Source organism: Micromonospora sp. CA-249363, from assembly GCF_050950185.1.
Lineage (GTDB): Bacteria > Actinomycetota > Actinomycetes > Mycobacteriales > Micromonosporaceae > Micromonospora.
This window is the reverse complement of the sequence record NZ_CP192020.1, coordinates 3,111,051-3,126,810: the sequence shown is the minus strand read 5'-3', so window position 1 is coordinate 3,126,810 and position 15,760 is coordinate 3,111,051. Positions and strand designations below refer to the sequence as shown.

Genomic DNA, 15,760 nt, shown 5'->3' with positions numbered 1-15,760 from the left:
CCGTCACATGCTGGCGATCAACCGCTCCACCCGCTCGTCGTACGCCCGGAACGGGTCCTTGCAGAGCACGGTGCGCTGCGCCTGGTCGTTGAGCTTCAGGTGCACCCAGTCGACGGTGAAGTCGCGCCGCTTCTCCTGGGCGTGCCGGATGAACTCGCCGCGCAGCCGCGCCCGGGTGGTCTGCGGCGGGGTCTCCTTGGCCTCGAAGATCTCCGGGTCGGTGGCGACGCGGTCCACCTCGCCGCGGCGCTCCAACAGCCCGTAGAGGCCACGGCCACGGCGCACGTCGTGGTACGCCAGGTCCATCTGCGCCACCCGGGGGTGTGACAGCGGCAGGTCGTGCTTGCGCTGGTACCGCTCGATGAGCCGCAACTTGCTGACCCAGTCGATCTCGCGTGACACCGGCTCCAGGTCACCGGTCTCGACCGCGTTGAGCACCCGGCCCCACAGCTCGACCACCCGCTTGGCGGCCTGGTCGCCGCCCCGACGCTCGACGAACTCGGTGGCCTTGGCCAGGTACTCCTGCTGGATGTCCAGGGCGCTGACCTCCTTGCCCGAGGCCAGGCGCACCTTGCGGCGGCCGGTGATGTCGTGCGACACCTCGCGGATCGCCCGGATCGGGTTCTCCAGCGACAGGTCCCGCATGACGACGCCGGCTTCGATCATCCGCAGCACGATGTCGGCGGTGCCGACCTTGAGCAGCGTGGTGACCTCGTTCATGTTCGAGTCACCGACGATCACGTGCAGGCGCCGGTAACGCTCGGCGTCGGCGTGCGGCTCGTCGCGGGTGTTGATGATCGGGCGACTGCGGGTGGTCGCCGACGAGACGCCCTCCCAGATGTGCTCGGCCCGCTGCGAGAGGCAGTAGACCGCGCCGCGCGGGGTCTGCAGCACCTTTCCGGCCCCGCAGATCAACTGCCGGGTCACCAGGAACGGGATGAGCACGTCGGCGAGCCGACCGAACTCTCCGTGCCGGGAGACCAGGTAGTTCTCGTGGCAGCCGTACGAGTTGCCGGCCGAGTCGGTGTTGTTCTTGAACAGGTAGATCTCACCCGCGATGCCCTCGTCGTGCAGCCGTTTCTCCGCGTCGACGAGCAGCCCTTCCAGGATCCGCTCGCCGGCCCGGTCGTGGGCCACCAGGTCGGTCACCGAGTCGCACTCCGGTGTCGCGTACTCCGGGTGCGACCCGACGTCCAGGTAGAGACGGGCCCCGTTGCGCAGGAAGACGTTGCTCGACCGACCCCAGGACACGACGCGCCGGAACAGATAGCGCGCGACCTCGTCCGGGGACAGCCGCCGCTGCCCGCGATAGGTGCAGGTGACGCCGTACTCGGTCTCGAGGCCGAAGATTCGCCGCTCCATGATGAGACATTAGCCGCCCGGAGGCCCGGTTCGTCACTGTCACACCACAGGTCGTGCCCGAGGGATGGTCACATACCGGCTGAGTGCGACATTCCGTCCGGGCCGAGGCTGGCCGCGAACCGCCGGCTGGCGTCGTACTCCGGCAACAGGCCGCTCTCGCGCGCCTGCGCGAGGGTCGGCGCGGCGTCGTCGCGGGCGGACAGCAGCGGGGTGTCGGCGGGCCACTCGATGCCCAGTTCCTCGTCGAGAGGGTGCACCGCGTGCTCACCGGTCGGGTTGTAGGTGGCCGAGCACAGGTAGCTGAGCGTCGCGTCGTCGGTCAGCGCGCAGAACCCGTGCCCCAGCCCCTCGCTGAGGTAGACGGCCCGCCGGTCGGTGTCGTCCAACCGGACGCCCTCCCAACGGCCGAAGGTCGGCGAGCCGATCCGCAGGTCAACGATCACGTCGAGAACCGCGCCGCGCACGCAGGTCACGTACTTGGCCTGCCCGGGCGGTACGTCGGCGAAGTGGATGCCGCGCACCACGCCGCGCGCGGAGACCGACAGGTTGGCCTGGGCGAGGCGCAGCGGGTGCCCGACCGCCTCGGCGAGCTTGTCGAAGCGGTACCACTCCATGAACATGCCGCGCGGGTCGCCGTGCTGCTGGGGGCTGATCTCCCAGGCGCCCTCGATGCTCAGCTCGCGGATCTTCACCGGCCCACGCGCCCCTCGTTCTTCTCGGCCAGCAGCCCGAACAGGTACTCGCCGTACCCGCTCTTGACCAGTGGCTCGGCGAGCACCCGCAGCTGGTCGTCGTCGATGAGGCCGGCCCGCCAGGCCACCTCCTCGACACAACCGATCTTGAGACCCTGTCGCTCCTCGATCACCCGGACGAACTCGCCGGCCTGCATCATCGAGGCGTGCGTGCCGGTGTCCAGCCAGGCGGTACCCCGGTCGAGCAGGGTGACGGACAGCTCGCCGGTCTCCCGGTACACCTCGTTGACCGCCGTGATCTCCAGCTCGCCCCGGGCACTGGGGGTGAGCTTGCCGGCGATGTCGACCACCCGGTTGTCGTAGAAGTAGAGCCCGGGCACCGCGTAGCGGGACTTCGGCCGGGCCGGCTTCTCCTCGATCGAGAGCACCCGCCCCTCGGCGTCGAACTCCACCACGCCGTACTCCTGGGGGTTGGCCACCGGGTAGGCGAACATCCGGCCGCCGACAACCTCGCTGTGAGCGGCGAGCTGCCGACCCAGGCCGACGCCGTGGAAGATGTTGTCGCCGAGGATCAAGGCCACCGACTCGGCGCCGATGAAGTCCGCGCCCAGCAGGAACGCCTGGGCGATGCCCTCCGGGCGGTCCTGCGTCGCGTACTCCAGCCGCAGCCCGAACTGGCTGCCGTCGCCGAGCAGTCGGCGGAACTGGTCCTGGTCCTCCGGTGTGGTGATCACCAGGATCTCCCGCACCCCGGAAATCATCAGGGTGGAGAGAGGGTAGTAGATCATCGGCTTGTCGAAGACCGGCAGCAGTTGCTTGGACACTGCCCGGGTGATCGGCCAGAGCCGGGAACCGGTACCGCCGGCGAGTAGAATTCCGCGCACCTGGGGAGCTTAGCCGCAACCAGCCCGACGGCATGTCGCAGGTCGCCGCCGACATACCCGCGCGCGCCTTCGCGTACACTCCTGGACCCGTGAGGATCCTCGTCACCGGCGGTGCCGGATTCATCGGTTCGGAGTACGTCCGCATGCTGCTGGGCGTGCCCGGTGGCACGGCCGCGGGGGTGCCGGCGCTCGACCCGGCCGGCGTGACCGTGCTCGACAAGCTCACCTACTCGGGCAACCTGGCGAACCTCGACCCGGTGCGCGACGACCCGCGGCTGCGGTTCGTGCAGGGCGACATCTGCGACCCGACCGTCGTCGACGAGGTGGTCGCCGGGCACGACGTGATCGTGCACTTCGCCGCCGAGTCGCACGTCGACCGCTCGATCGCCGGTGCCGCGCCGTTCGTCACCACCAACGTGCTCGGCACGCAGACGCTGCTCGACGCGGCGCTGCGCCACGGCACCGGCCGCTTCGTGCACGTCTCCACCGACGAGGTGTACGGCTCGATCGACGAGGGCTCCTGGACGGAGACCTGGCCGCTCGCCCCCAACTCGCCGTACTCGGCCTCGAAGGCCGGCTCCGACCTGCTCGCGCTGGCCTACCACCGCACCCACGGCATGGACGTGGTGGTCACCCGCTGCTCCAACAACTACGGGCCGTACCAGTTCCCCGAGAAGGTCATCCCGCTCTTCGTCTCCAACCTGCTCGACGGCGGCACCGTCCCGCTCTACGGCGACGGCGGCAACATCCGCGACTGGCTGCACGTGCACGACCACTGCCGGGGTATCGCGATGGTGCAGCAGAAGGGCCGCGCCGGCGAGGTCTACAACATCGGCGGCGGCACCGAGCTCACCAACAAGGAGCTGACCGGCCTGCTGCTGGAGGCCTGCGACGCCGGCTGGGACCGGGTCGTCCCGGTCGCCGACCGCAAGGGCCACGACCGCCGCTACTCGCTGGACATCACCAAGATCAACCAAGAGCTGGGGTACGCCCCGAGCATCGAACTCGCCGACGGTCTGGCGCAGACCGTGCGGTGGTACCGCGACAACCGCGCCTGGTGGGAGCCGCTCAAGGCGGCGCCGACCGCATGAGGGCGAACCCCCACGTTCGGTCCCCCCGTTCCGCCCCCCGATCGGCGTACAGTCTGCTAGGGAACGGCCGTTGGGCCGCCGCTGGTGTGCCACCCCGTCCGGGCACGCGCACCACCCTGGCCGCCGCGTACGCCTCCGCCGCTCCACCCGCCCCGTGGAAGGTCGCATGAAGCTCACCCTCGTCACCGGCCTGACCGGCCTGATACTGCTGGCCACGATCGTCGAGCTGCTGCGCCGCCGGCAGCTCCGCGAGAAGTACGGCATGCTCTGGCTCTGCGTCCTGGTGATCGTCATTCCGCTGTCGCTCTTCCCCCGCCTGCTGGACAACGTCGCCGAACTGCTCGGCGTCCAGTCCGGCGTGAGCCTCGTGCTCTTCCTCGGCATCGTCTTCCTGCTGCTGGTCTGCGTGCACCTCAGCTGGGAGGTCAGCGCCCTGGAGGAAGAGACCCGGACCCTGGCAGAAGACTTCGCCCTGCTCCGCGCCGAGATCGACGCGGACCGGGCGGCCCGAGACGAACTGGTGTCGCACGATGGTTAACGGCAAGCGGGTCCTGATCATCATCCCCGCGCTCAACGAGTCCGGCTCCATCGCCGACGTCGTCGGCGAGGTCCGCGGCGAGCTTCCCGGCGTCGACGTGCTCGTCGTCGACGACGGCTCCACCGACCGCACCGCCGCCGTCGCCGCCGCCGCCGGCGCCCGGGTCGCCAAGCTGCCGTACAACCTCGGCGTCGGCGGCGCCATGCGCCTCGGCTACCGGTACGCCCGCGACCACGACTACGACGTGGCCATCCAGATCGACGCGGACGGCCAGCACGACCCCCGGTACGTGCCGAAGCTCGTCGACCTGCTCGACGAGACCGACCTGGTCATCGGCGCCCGGTTCGCCGGCGAGGGCGACTACAGCGTCCGCGGCCCCCGCCGCTGGGCCATGGTCATGCTCTCCGGCGTCCTCTCCCGCGTCGCCCGCACCAAGCTCACCGACACCACCTCCGGGTTCCGGGCCGCCAACCGCCGGGTGATCGACATGTTCGCCACCTGGTACCCGGTGGAGTACCTGGGCGACACGGTCGAGACGCTCGTGCACACCGCCCGGCGGGGCTACACCATCCGCCAGGTGCCGGTGGCCATGCGCAAGCGGATGGCCGGCACCCCCAGCCACTCCCCGGCCAAGGCCATGATCTACCTCGGTCGGGCGTTCGCCGTTCTCACGTTGGCGCTCATCCGCCGGTGATCCGGCGGCTGCTGAGTCTGGTCCCGCCGGGCACCGTCGCCGTCGGCGCCGGCCTGGCCCTGCTGGGGCTGGCGTCCTACGTCCACCTGGCCGTCGCCGGGCACAGCCTCACCGAGGCCGACTACTCGTCACTCGCGGCGCTCTGGACGATCGTCTTCACCCTCGGCATCGGCCTGTTCATGCCCGTCGAGCAGGAGGTCGCCCGCCTCGTCGCCGGCCGGCACAGTCAGGGCGGCACCCCCGGACCCGTTCTGGCCCGGGGGGCCGCCCTGGCCCTCGGCCTGCTCGCCGCGGTCGTCGCGCTGATCATCGTCGCCCGGGCGCCGCTCGCCGACCGGCTCTTCGCCGGCGACGGCCGCATGGTCGCCGTCCTCATCGGGTCGCTCGCCGCGCTCGCCGTCGCGCACACCACCCGCGGCGTGCTCTCCGGCCTGCAACTGTTCCCCTGGTACGGCACCCAACTCGGCGTCGACGGCGGCCTGCGCATCGTCCTCGTCGCCCTGCTCGGCCTGACCGGTGTCACCTCCCCCGTCTGGTTCGGCGCGGTGCTGATCGCCGCGCCGCTGATCGGCGTAGCCCTCACCGCTCCGCCGGTGCTGCGGGCCGTCGGCGGCGGCGTCCCCGTCGCCTGGGCCGCGTTCCTGCGCGGCCTCGGCCTGCTCATCACCTCCAGCCTGCTCGCCCAGGTCGTCGTCAACATCGGCGTGATCAACGTCAAGGTGCTGGACCCCTCCGACGTGGCCACCGCCGGCGCGCTGCTCTCCGCGCTGGTGCTGGTCCGGATCCCGCTGTTCGTCTTCGCCTCGCTCCAGGCGTCCCTGCTGCCCGGCCTCGCCACCTCCGCCGCGACCGGCGACCGCGGGGCCTTCAACAGCCTCCTGCGGCGGGCCCTGGGCATCGTCACCGCGCTCGGCCTCACCGGCGCCGTGCTCGCCGTCCTGCTCGGCCCGTGGCTGGTGCAGACCCTCTTCGACGCGCCCGACGTCCTCGGCCACGGCGACTTCGCCTGGCTCGCCGCGGCCACCCTCGCCTACCTCTGGGCGATGGTCCTCGGTCAGGCGCTGCTCGCACAGGACCGGCACCGGGCACAGGCCGTCGCCTGGGCCGTCGGCGTGGCCGCGCTGGTCGCCGCCACCCTGGCCCCCGTGGCGACCGCGCTGCGGGTCGAGCTCGGCTACGCCATCGGCTCCGTCGTGGTCGCCGCCACGATGGCCGCCCTGCTCCGCGGCACCCGCACCGGCGGCCCGGCGGCGGTGCACACCACCGCCGCCCGCGAGGCGGTCGCACCGGGGGTAACCAGCGCCCCCTGACCAATGGGTGCGGGGTTCATCGGTCCGGGTGCCGGGCGTAACGCGCGACCATGGTGCGGACGGCGTCGTCCACCACCGCGGTCACGCGCTGCGGGGTCACCGTCCATCCCGGGACCAGCAGGCTCGGCCAGAACAGGTAGTTGGAGATCATGCCGAGGAACTGTGTGGCGGCCATCTGCGGGTCCGCGATGTCCGCCGTCCCCGCGCCGCGCTCGGCCACGAGGTAGGTCCGAACCGTCTCGAAGTACGGCAGCTTTCCCTCCGCGAAGTGCGCCCTGGCCAGCTCCGGAAAGCGGGGCAACTCGGCGATGACGATGCGGAACAGGTCCACCATCCCCGGCCGGCCCAGCAGCGCCGCATAGTGCCGCCCGAGCGCGGTCAGACCGGCCGCGAGGTCACCCACGGACGGCACCTCCGCGTCATCCTCACCGGCCCAGGAGTCGATGACGATGGCGTCGAACAGGGCCGCCTTCGTCGGGAACTGCTTGAACAGGGTCGCCTTCGACACCCCGGCTTCCTCGGCGATGCCACACCGGACGACCCCGCCGCTTCGAGATCTTCTTCTACCGCGCCCACGGCGCCACCTACCTCTGCAGCGACCCCGGCGAACGTCTCCGCCGATCTTGCACTTTCTGTCGGAACCAACACGCACAAATGCCACTTAGAGACAACCGCAAGTGCAAGATCGGCGAGCGGAGGCGGGGCGGGCGGGCAGGGGCTCGGGGGCTGGGCGGGGGCGTGTGCGGGGTGGTACACGCACGCGGCGGGCGGCCCGGTTTCCGGGCCGCCCGCCGCTACACCTCAGGTGCTACTTGCCGTCCGCCGGCTTGTCCTCCAGGTCGGCCGAGCCCGCCGACGTCGTCGGCTTGTGCGCCTCCGTGGTCGGCTGCGCCGGCGTGTCCGGCCCACCCGCCTCGGCCGGCTCCTCCGCCGCCGCGACATCACCGTCGAGCAGCGCCGTCAGCGCCGCCCCCGTGATCCGCCGGAACGTACGCCCCACCCGCTGACGGTCCAACACCGCCACCTCGAGCTGGTTCGCGGCGATCGTACGGGCCGCGCCACCCTCACCGCCGGCCGTGCTCAACGCCTGCACCGCCACCCGGACCGCCTCGCCGAGCGACATGTCCGCCCGGTGCTGCGACTTCAACACACCGGTGATCGCCTCGGCCTGACCACCCATCGCCATCCGGCCCGGCTCGTCGTTGACCGACCCGTCGTACGTGAGCCGGTACAGCTCGTCGTCGTCCGCGGTGGCCCCGACCTCCGCCACACAGATCTCCACCTCGAAGGGCTTCGACTGCTCGGTGAAGATCGCGCCGAGCGTCTGCGCGAACGCGTTGGCGAGGGCCCGCCCGGTCACGTCACGCCGGTCGTAGCTGAGGCCGTTCAGGTCGGCCATCCGCACACCCGCGCGGCGCAGGTTCTCAAACTCGTTGTACCGGCCGACCGCGGCGAAGCCGATCCGGTCGTAGATCTCACTGACCTTGTGCAGGGCGCTGGAGAGGTTCTCCGCGACGAAGAGCACCCCGCCGGAGTAGCTCAGGACCACCGCGCTGCGACCCCGGGCGATGCCCTTGCGGGCCAGCTCGGAGCGGTCGCGCATGATCTGTTCGGGCGAGGCGTAGAACTGCATGGCCACGGCGGCGGTTCTCCTTACGGCGCTGTGCTGACGACTGCTGACTGGTGGGGGTGGACGGCGCTCATCCGCCCGGGTTCTCCATCCGACCGGCGACCACACCCTCGGCGATCGCCGCCGTCTCGGTGTCGGTCAACCGGCGGGTGCCCTCGGCGGTAGCCGTCATCACCACCGGATAGATCCGGCGCGTCAGGTCCGGCCCGCCGGTCGCGGTGTCGTCGTCGGCCGCGTCATAGAGCGCCTCGACCGCGAGCCGGGTCGCGTCCTCGAGAGACAGGCCCGTCCGGAAACGCTTCTTCAGCGCCGACTTGGCGAAGAGCGAGCCGGAGCCGATGGCGTCGTACCCGGTCTCCTCGTACGGCCCACCCGTCACGTCGAAGCTGAAGATCCGTCCAGCCCGCGCCGGGTCACTGGCGGCCAGGTCGAAGCCCGCGAACAGCGGGACCACGGCGAGGCCCTGCATGGCCGCGCCCAGGTTGCCCCGGATCATCGACGCCAGCCGGTTGGCCTTGCCGTCGAGCGAGAGCATCGCGCCCTCGATCTTCTCGTAGTGCTCCAACTCCACCTGGAACAGTCGCATCAGCTCGATGCCGATGCCCGCGGTGCCCGCGATGCCGACCAGCGAGTACGCGTCGGCGGGGTGCACCTTCTCGATGTCGCGCTGGGCGATCAGGTTGCCCATGGTGGCCCGCCGGTCGCCGGCCATCACCACGCCACCGGCGGCCGAGATGGCCACGATGGTCGTCGCGTGCGGCGCCAGGTCCGCGGCCATGCCCGGCGGCAGCGGCCGACGACCGGGCAGCATCTCGGGCGCCACCCGGCTCAGAAACGTGGTGAAGGAGGACGTCCCCGCGTTGGTGAACACATCTGGTAGACGCCCGGATGGATCAAAGCCCGCTGCCACGTGGTTCCTCTCAGGTACGTGATCGCCCTGGCCAGCCTCGTAGGACTGTCACGGAACTGGCCAAGACCACCGTTGCAGTTGAAGCAGAGTATCCCGCGCACCCATCCGGTGCGATGATCGTGGTCCAGATGTTGCGGGTCCGCGCCGCCACAGATCGCGCAGACCCCGCCCTGCTCGGCCAGGAGCTCCTGAAAGTCCCTCTCCCCGATGCCATAGCGCTGCCGCAGGTGGTATTCGCGGTTACCCCCGTACAGCCGCTCTTTCGTTTCTCTGGTCTTCGCGTTGTGGCAGGGCTTGCAGTAGCTGGCATACCCGGAGCTGTCCGCCCGGTTCCGGGGAAACGCATCGAACGGCTTGACCGCATCGCACGCCGGGCAGAACTTGTGCCCCTCTGGGACGACGCGGCCTGCCCGCACCTCACGGTCGAACTTGGCCTTCACCCGACGCGCGTAACTGGCCTTGGACCGTTCGTTGAAGCAGGGCTTGCAATAGCTGCCCCGCCCATCCGGCCTCTTCGAACTGGCGCAGAAGTCATCGAGCGACTTCCATTCGCCGCAGTCTCGACAGCGGCGAAGCCCATCGCGGTCATCACTCATGTAAGGCATGTCCGAATTAACCCTATATGTTCACTGACCTCCTTTTTGTACGTAACCCCTCACGAATTCCTCGGCGTTCTCTTCCAGGACGGAGTCGATCTCGTCGAGCAGGTCGTCGACGTCCTCGGTGATCTCGGCGTGCCGCTCGGCCACCTCGGGGTTCGCCTCGGTGGTGACGTCCTCGATCTCCTCGCCCTGGCGGGACTTGCCGGACTGCGACTGGCCGCCGCTGTCATGAGTGGCCATTGCTGCCTCCTCCACGATCGTCTGCGATGAACTTACCTCGCCCGGACGACGAAAAGCCCGCCGCGCGCCGGCTTGCGGCGCACGGCGGGCATTCGGTTGTCGCGTTCAGCCGCCGGTCAGGGTCTCCAGCAGATCCTTGGCGCTCGCGCAGCGGTCGAACAGGGCCCCGACGTGGGCGCGCGTGCCCCGCTCCGGTTCCATCATCGGCACCCGGACCAGCGACTCCCGACCCACGTCGAAGATGACCGAGTCCCAGCTCGCGGCGACGACCTCGGAGGCGTACTGCGCGAGGCAGCGGCCCCGGAAGTAGGCCCGGGTGTCCTCGGGGGGCTCGGTCATGGCGCTGCGGGTCTCCTCGTCGGTGAGCAGCGTCTTCATCGCCCCACGGGAGACGAGCCGGTTGTAGAGGCCCTTCTCCGGGCGTACGTCGGAGTACTGCAGGTCGACGAGCTGGAGCTTGTGCGAGCCCCAGCCGAGCTTCTCCCGCTCCCGGTAGCCTTCCAGCAGCCGCAGCTTGGCCACCCAGTCCAGCTCGTCCACGCAGAGCATCGGGTCGCGGCCGAGCCGGTCCAGGACACTCTCCCACCGGTCCAGCACGTCGGCGGTCTGCTCGTCGACGTCGGCGCCGTAACGGTCCTCGACAAAGGACCGCACCCGTTCGAGGTACGCCCACTGCACGTCCAGGGCGGTCAGCCGGCGGCCGTCGCGCAGCCGCATGAGGTACGTGAGGGTGGGGTCGTGGCTGACCGCGCGCAGTTCACTGACCGGGTCGGCGATGCCGAGGTCGGCGCCGAGCGCCTTCTCCTCGATCATGGTGAGGATGAGCGCGGTGGTGCCGACCTTGAGGTAGGTGGAGATCTCGGAGAGGTTGGCGTCGCCGATGATGACGTGCAGCCGGCGGTACTTGTCGGCGTCGGCGTGCGGCTCGTCGCGGGTGTTGATGATCGGTCGCTTGAGGGTGGTCTCGAGGCCGACCTCGACCTCGAAGAAGTCCGCACGCTGGGAGATCTGGAAGCCGCTCTGGCCGCCGTCCTGTCCGATGCCGACGCGGCCGGCGCCGCAGACGATCTGGCGGGTGACGAAGAAGGGCGTCAGGTACGCCACGATGTCGGCGAAGGGGGTCTGCCGGCGCATCAGGTAGTTCTCGTGCGCGCCGTAGCTCGCGCCCTTGTTGTCGGTGTTGTTCTTGTAGAGGTGGATGGGCTGGCTGCCGGGGATGGTGGCGGCCCGGCGGGAGGCCTCGGCCATCACCCGCTCGCCGGCCTTGTCCCAGCGCACGATGTCGCGGGGGGTGGTGACCTCGGGGGTGGAGTATTCGGGGTGCGCGTGGTCCACGTAGAGGCGTGCGCCGTTGGTGAGTATCACGTTGGCCAGGCCCAGGTCTTCGTCGGCGAGGGCCTCGGCGGGGTCGTAGGCGGCTCCGGAGTAGGTGAAGCCGCGGGCGTCGCGCAGCGGCGACTCCTCCTCGTAGTCCCAGCGGGCGCGGCCACCGCGGTTGAGCTCGGGCCGGGCCCCGTAGGCGTTGACCACCTGGGACGAGGTGACCATCGGGTTCGCTCCGGCCTGGCCGGGCACGGAGATGCCGTACTCGACCTCGGTGCCCATGATCCGTCTTACGCTCATCGACCTACCCGCTTCGCTCGCCCGACCCGGTCCCCGTCACGTCGAGCGTAGTCCGACTGTTCGGCGAGGGGGGCGCGCCGGTGCGGGCGGGTCACGGGTGTCGTTCCGTGTGCCCGCCCGCCGGGCTCAGTATTTGATGGTCATCGGAACGGTGGTGACCCGGCCGCGCAGGTCCGGGTATCTGGTCAGCAGCTTGTCGACGCGTCGTTGCGCGGTCGGGTCGCTGATCAGCAGGCGGAGCGGGCCGTGGGTGGAGCGCAGTATGGTGCGGGTGCGCTCGGGTTCCTCGAACATCGGCAGGTAGATCGCCTGTTCGGTCTGCGCGGTGGTGCCCTGCAGGGCCGAGAGGCAGATCGATTCCACGTAGCCCCGGTAGCCGGTCCGGTCGAGTACGACGGTGGCGGTGCCCGGTTGGTGGGGGTGGCGGCGGTAGGCCGCGGCGCAGACCTGGGCGACCCTGGACGGTTTGTCGACGCTGTGCTGGACCCAGAGTTGGGTCCAGCTCTGCTTGTCCACCACGAGCAGGCTCCGGCTCCAACCGGTGAGCCCGCAGAGGATCACGACGATGAGTACGGTCAGGGCGGCGGCGAGCGCGGGTACGGCGGCGACGCGGGCCCGGTTGGCACGTGCGTCGGCGGTCGGTACGGGCAGCAGCACGACCAGGGCGGCGGTGCCGACGACGAGCCCGACGGTGGCGAGGTGCACGCCCTTCATGAAGTAGTAGGCGGGTTGGACGCCGGCGAGGACGTTGGCCAGGGCGATGGCGAGGGCGAAGCCGGCGGCCACCAGCACGGCGGCGAGGTGTCGGCGCCAGGCCCGGTCGGCTCGGCGGGCCTGGATCACGAGACCGATGAGGACGATCGGGGTGAGGCCGAGCAGGGCCCGCCAGGCCTCGGCGAGCTCCAGGCCGGCCTTGGCGTCGAGGGCCTCGGTCTGGTTGGCGGCGAAGATGCCCAGTAGCAGGGGCAGCGGGGCGAGCAGGGCGGTGACCAGGCCGACGGCGAGCACGGTCCGGCGGACGTGGAGCAGCTCCCGGCGGTGCGCGACGAGCCAGCCGAGCACCAGCAGCCCGGCCGGGGGGAGGAACAGGTAGTAGGTGAAACCGATGCCGGTGAGCAGCGCGCCGAGCAGGACGAGTTGTTCCCGGTTGCCGGCGAGGGGGCGTACGACGAGTGCGGTCAGCGCGACGGCGAGCGCCAGCCCGAGGACCTCGCTGGGGTAGCCGGCGATCAGCAGGCGGGGCAGTTGGCTGCCGAGGACGAGGGCGCCGACGACGACGGTCAGGACGACCCGGTGCAGCGGGTGCAGGGGGCCGGGGAGCCGTTGGGCGGCCCAGAAGAGGGTGAGCACCAGCAGACCGAGGGTGGCGAAGCACCACCACTCGTAGTGGCTGAGGCTGCTGGCCCCGCTCGGTGTGCCGGTGGCGGAGCGCAGGTGCGCGTCGAGGACGGCGGTGGTGAGGTGCCAGCCCTGGGGGTAGCGGGCGAGCAGGGAGACGATGTCGTCGCGGGCGGCCGACGGGTCGAGGAAGACGTACCCGCCGAGCCGGCCGATGGCGTCGACGAGGGCGACGTGGCGGAAGTTGTCCTCGCCGAGGGCGAGCAGGCTGAGGCGGCCGACGAGGGCGCCGGCCCGCAGCCAGGGCGACGCGAGGTAGCCGACGATGGCGACGGTGGCGACGACCGGCAGCAGGTCGGTCCAGCTGGGCCGGGGCAGGGTGGGACGTCGGCCGGTCACCACGGCGACGAGGGCGAGGACGGTGAGCGCGGCGCCGCTGACCGCGACGGGGTGCAGCCCCCAGGGCCAGACGGTGAAGAGCAGCCCGGCGATGGTGCTGGCGCCGACGAGCAGCACCATGGCGAGCACGAGCCGGTCGAGCAGGGTGCGGCCGCCGCGCAGCAGGCTCGCCGTGGTCAGCAGCACGAGCGGGGGCAGCAGCCAGGCCAGGTGCAGGGGGTACGCCACCGCGGGTACCAGCCAGGCGACCGTCAGCGCGACGAGCAGCGCGCGGTACGGACGGGCGGGCGGGCGGGTCTGCGGGGCGACCGCAGGGCGTGCCGGCGGGTCGGTGACGGTGAGTTCGGACGGCACGCGGATCCTCGACGTTTCGCAGGGTTGGAAGCGCCACAGCGTACCGGGTCGGGTGCACGTGTGCGGGCCGGTGTGACGAGCGGGGCCCGGGACGCGTCCACGTCCCGGGCCCCGCTGGTGTCAGCGCCTGCCTACAGGTACTGGCCGGTGTTGCTGGCGGTCTCGATGGACCGGCCGGCCTCGGCACCCTTGCCGCCGGAGACGAGCGTGCGGATGTAGACGATCCGTTCGCCCTTCTTGCCGGAGATGCGGGCCCAGTCGTCGGGGTTGGTGGTGTTGGGCAGGTCCTCGTTCTCGCGGAACTCGTCGACGCAGGCGTCGAGGAGGTGCTGTAGGCGCAGGCCCTTGCGACCGGAGGTGAGGAACTCCTTGATGGCCATCTTCTTGCTCCGGTCGACGATGTTCTGGATCATCGCGCCGGAGTTGAAGTCCTTGAAGTAGAGGACTTCCTTGTCACCGTTGGCGTAGGTGACCTCGAGGAAGCGGTTCTCCTCGGTCTCCGAGTACATCCGCAGGACCACGGCGTCGATCATCGCGGCCACCGTGGCCTGCGGGTCGGTGCCGTGCTCGGCGAGGTCGTCCGGGTGCAGCGGCAGCCCGGAGAGGATGTACTTGGAGAAGATGTCCTTCGCCGCCTCGGCGTCCGGCCGCTCGATCTTGATTTTCACGTCGAGCCGACCGGGGCGCAGGATCGCCGGGTCGATCATGTCTTCCCGGTTGGAGGCGCCGATGACGATGACGTTCTCCAGCCCTTCCACGCCGTCGATCTCGCTGAGCAGCTGCGGGACGATGGTGTTCTCCACGTCGGACGAGACACCCGAGCCACGGGTCCGGAAGATCGAGTCCATCTCGTCGAAGAACACGATCACCGGCGTGCCCTCGCCGGCCTTCTCCCGAGCCCGCTGGAAGATCAGCCGGATGTGCCGCTCGGTCTCGCCGACGTACTTGTTGAGCAGCTCCGGGCCCTTGATGTTCAGGAAGAAGCTGGTGTGCTTCTCCTTGCCCTGCCGCTCGGCGATCTTCTTGGCCAGGGAGTTGGCCACCGCCTTGGCGATCAGCGTCTTGCCGCAGCCGGGCGGCCCGTAGAGCAGGATGCCCTTGGGCGGGCGGAGCTGGTGCTCACGGAACAGGTCCGCGTGCAGGAACGGCAGCTCCACCGCGTCGCGGATCTGCTCGATCTGGGACTGGAGGCCACCGATGTCGGAGTAGTCGACGTCCGGCACCTCCTCCAGGACCAGCTCCTCGACCTCGCTCTTCGGGATCCGCTCGTATGCGTACGCCGAGCGGGGCTCGATCATGAGCGAGTCGCCGGCCCGGATCGCCGAGCCGATGAGCGTCTCGGCGAGGTGCACGATGCGCTCCTCGTCGGAGTGGGAGACCACCAGCGCCCGGTCACCCGGCGCGCCGTTCGGCCCCTCCAGCACCTCCTTGAGCATCACCACCTCGCCGACCCGCTCGTATCCGAACGCGTCGACGATGTTGAGCGCGTCGTTGAGCAGGACCTCCTGGCCGCGACTCAGCTCGGCCACGTCCAGCGAGGGCGAGACGGCGACGCGCAGTTTGCGCCCGCCGGTGAACACGTCCACCGTGCCGTCGTCGTGCTTGGCCAGGAAAACTCCGTAGCCACTCGGCGGTTGTGCGAGCCGGTCGATCTCCTCCTTGAGCGTGACGATCTGCGTGCGAGCCTCCTTGAGGGTGCTCACCAGCCGGTCGTTGTTCTCGGTCAGCCGCGCCAACTGTGCCTGGGTGGCCGCCAGCCGCTCTTCGAGCTGCCGGACGTGTCGGGGGCTTTCGGTCAACTTACGCCGCACCAGGGCGAGTTCCTCCTGAAGGAACGCGACCTGCGTGGAGAGATCGTGGGCTTCCTTCTCCCACCGTGCGGCGCGCGAGTCCGCGTCGTCGCTGCGTGCTGCCACGTCCCACCTCCCCGGGGGGCTTGAACGTTCTGAGCTAACACTAGCCGCTATGAGCCCGATTCGGTCCCACGCAACACCCTCGTCACTGAACCTTGATCGCCAAGGGGTGGTCTGCGGGGTCGGTAACGGCGTTCGGGTACCGTCGGAGGCTGGTACGGGAGAACATGGGGGGTGCAC

At 70.3% G+C, this 15,760-nt stretch carries 15 protein-coding genes; 4 read left to right on the top strand and 11 right to left on the bottom strand.

Annotation, left to right across the window (positions count from 1 at the left end; genetic code table 11):
- Positions 1-3 precede the first annotated feature (3 nt).
- The 3 genes from pafA to rfbA all read right to left on the bottom strand — a co-directional run bounded on the left by pafA (position 4) and on the right by rfbA (position 2,938).
- A complete protein-coding gene (gene pafA, locus ACQPZK_RS14390) occupies positions 4-1,362 on the bottom strand; it encodes a Pup--protein ligase (protein WP_074309747.1) in 1,359 nt (452 codons plus the stop codon).
- Positions 1,363-1,430: 68 nt separating this feature from the next.
- Positions 1,431-2,054: a dTDP-4-dehydrorhamnose 3,5-epimerase gene (gene rfbC, locus ACQPZK_RS14385; RefSeq protein WP_433538773.1), complete on the bottom strand. Its 624-nt coding sequence runs from the start codon at positions 2,052-2,054 to the stop codon at positions 1,431-1,433.
- On the bottom strand, positions 2,051-2,938 hold the full coding sequence (gene rfbA, locus ACQPZK_RS14380; protein WP_355053027.1) for a glucose-1-phosphate thymidylyltransferase RfbA: 888 nt from the start codon (positions 2,936-2,938) through the stop codon (positions 2,051-2,053). The genes rfbC and rfbA overlap by 4 nt, the downstream gene beginning before the upstream one ends.
- An 89-nt stretch (positions 2,939-3,027) precedes the next feature.
- On the opposite strand from rfbA, the gene rfbB reads away from it, so the two are divergent.
- The 4 genes from rfbB (at position 3,028) to ACQPZK_RS14360 (ending at position 6,571) form a co-directional block, all read left to right on the top strand.
- Positions 3,028-4,029, top strand: coding sequence for a dTDP-glucose 4,6-dehydratase (gene rfbB / locus ACQPZK_RS14375; protein WP_433538772.1), 1,002 nt, complete (start codon positions 3,028-3,030; stop codon positions 4,027-4,029).
- 166 nt (positions 4,030-4,195) lie between these two features.
- Positions 4,196-4,567 (top strand): DUF2304 domain-containing protein, encoded by a 372-nt coding sequence (locus ACQPZK_RS14370; RefSeq protein ID WP_007459918.1) that lies wholly within the window; start codon positions 4,196-4,198, stop codon positions 4,565-4,567.
- Complete coding sequence (locus ACQPZK_RS14365; protein WP_007459917.1) at positions 4,560-5,261, top strand: glycosyltransferase family 2 protein; 702 nt, start codon at positions 4,560-4,562, stop codon at positions 5,259-5,261. Before ACQPZK_RS14370 ends, ACQPZK_RS14365 begins: the two co-directional genes overlap by 8 nt.
- Positions 5,258-6,571 (top strand): polysaccharide biosynthesis protein, encoded by a 1,314-nt coding sequence (locus tag ACQPZK_RS14360; protein ID WP_433538771.1) that lies wholly within the window; start codon positions 5,258-5,260, stop codon positions 6,569-6,571. Before ACQPZK_RS14365 ends, ACQPZK_RS14360 begins: the two co-directional genes overlap by 4 nt.
- Before the next feature lie 16 nt (positions 6,572-6,587).
- On the opposite strand, the gene ACQPZK_RS14355 is transcribed toward ACQPZK_RS14360, so the two are convergent.
- The 8 genes from ACQPZK_RS14355 to arc form a co-directional block, all read right to left on the bottom strand.
- A complete protein-coding gene (locus ACQPZK_RS14355) occupies positions 6,588-7,079 on the bottom strand; it encodes a TetR/AcrR family transcriptional regulator C-terminal domain-containing protein (RefSeq protein ID WP_433538770.1) in 492 nt (163 codons plus the stop codon).
- 300 nt (positions 7,080-7,379) lie between these two features.
- A complete protein-coding gene (gene prcA, locus ACQPZK_RS14350; RefSeq protein WP_433538769.1) occupies positions 7,380-8,210 on the bottom strand; it encodes a proteasome subunit alpha in 831 nt (276 codons plus the stop codon).
- Between the two features lie 61 nt (positions 8,211-8,271).
- Positions 8,272-9,111 carry a proteasome subunit beta gene (prcB, locus tag ACQPZK_RS14345; RefSeq protein ID WP_433538768.1) on the bottom strand — a complete coding sequence of 280 codons (840 nt, stop codon included), beginning with the start codon at positions 9,109-9,111 and terminating at the stop codon, positions 8,272-8,274.
- Entirely contained in the window at positions 9,030-9,707 is a 678-nt protein-coding gene (locus ACQPZK_RS14340) for an endonuclease VII domain-containing protein (protein WP_433538767.1), read from the bottom strand. The genes prcB and ACQPZK_RS14340 overlap by 82 nt, the downstream gene beginning before the upstream one ends.
- Before the next feature lie 30 nt (positions 9,708-9,737).
- Complete coding sequence (locus ACQPZK_RS14335; protein WP_030332902.1) at positions 9,738-9,953, bottom strand: ubiquitin-like protein Pup; 216 nt, start codon at positions 9,951-9,953, stop codon at positions 9,738-9,740.
- Between the two features lie 105 nt (positions 9,954-10,058).
- Positions 10,059-11,576 (bottom strand): depupylase/deamidase Dop, encoded by a 1,518-nt coding sequence (gene dop / locus ACQPZK_RS14330; RefSeq protein ID WP_433538766.1) that lies wholly within the window; start codon positions 11,574-11,576, stop codon positions 10,059-10,061.
- A 126-nt stretch (positions 11,577-11,702) separates the two neighbouring features.
- Positions 11,703-13,667 (bottom strand): hypothetical protein, encoded by a 1,965-nt coding sequence (locus ACQPZK_RS14325; protein ID WP_433538765.1) that lies wholly within the window; start codon positions 13,665-13,667, stop codon positions 11,703-11,705.
- Positions 13,668-13,798: 131 nt separating this feature from the next.
- Positions 13,799-15,583 carry a proteasome ATPase gene (gene arc, locus ACQPZK_RS14320; RefSeq protein WP_433538764.1) on the bottom strand — a complete coding sequence of 595 codons (1,785 nt, stop codon included), beginning with the start codon at positions 15,581-15,583 and terminating at the stop codon, positions 13,799-13,801.
- Between the last annotated feature and the right edge of the window lie 177 nt (positions 15,584-15,760).

Bases quoted from the DNA above. Each gene is read 5' to 3' on its own strand.
- pafA (WP_074309747.1), bottom strand. From the start codon at position 1,362: ATGGAGCGGCGAATCTTCGGCCTCGAGACCGAGTACGGCGTCACCTGC.
- dop (WP_433538766.1), bottom strand. From the start codon at position 11,576: ATGAGCGTAAGACGGATCATGGGCACCGAGGTCGAGTACGGCATCTCC.
- ACQPZK_RS14340 (WP_433538767.1), bottom strand. From the start codon at position 9,707: ATGAGTGATGACCGCGATGGGCTTCGCCGCTGTCGAGACTGCGGCGAA.
- ACQPZK_RS14335 (WP_030332902.1), bottom strand. From the start codon at position 9,953: ATGGCCACTCATGACAGCGGCGGCCAGTCGCAGTCCGGCAAGTCCCGC.
- ACQPZK_RS14365 (WP_007459917.1), top strand. From the start codon at position 4,560: ATGGTTAACGGCAAGCGGGTCCTGATCATCATCCCCGCGCTCAACGAG.
- ACQPZK_RS14370 (WP_007459918.1), top strand. From the start codon at position 4,196: ATGAAGCTCACCCTCGTCACCGGCCTGACCGGCCTGATACTGCTGGCC.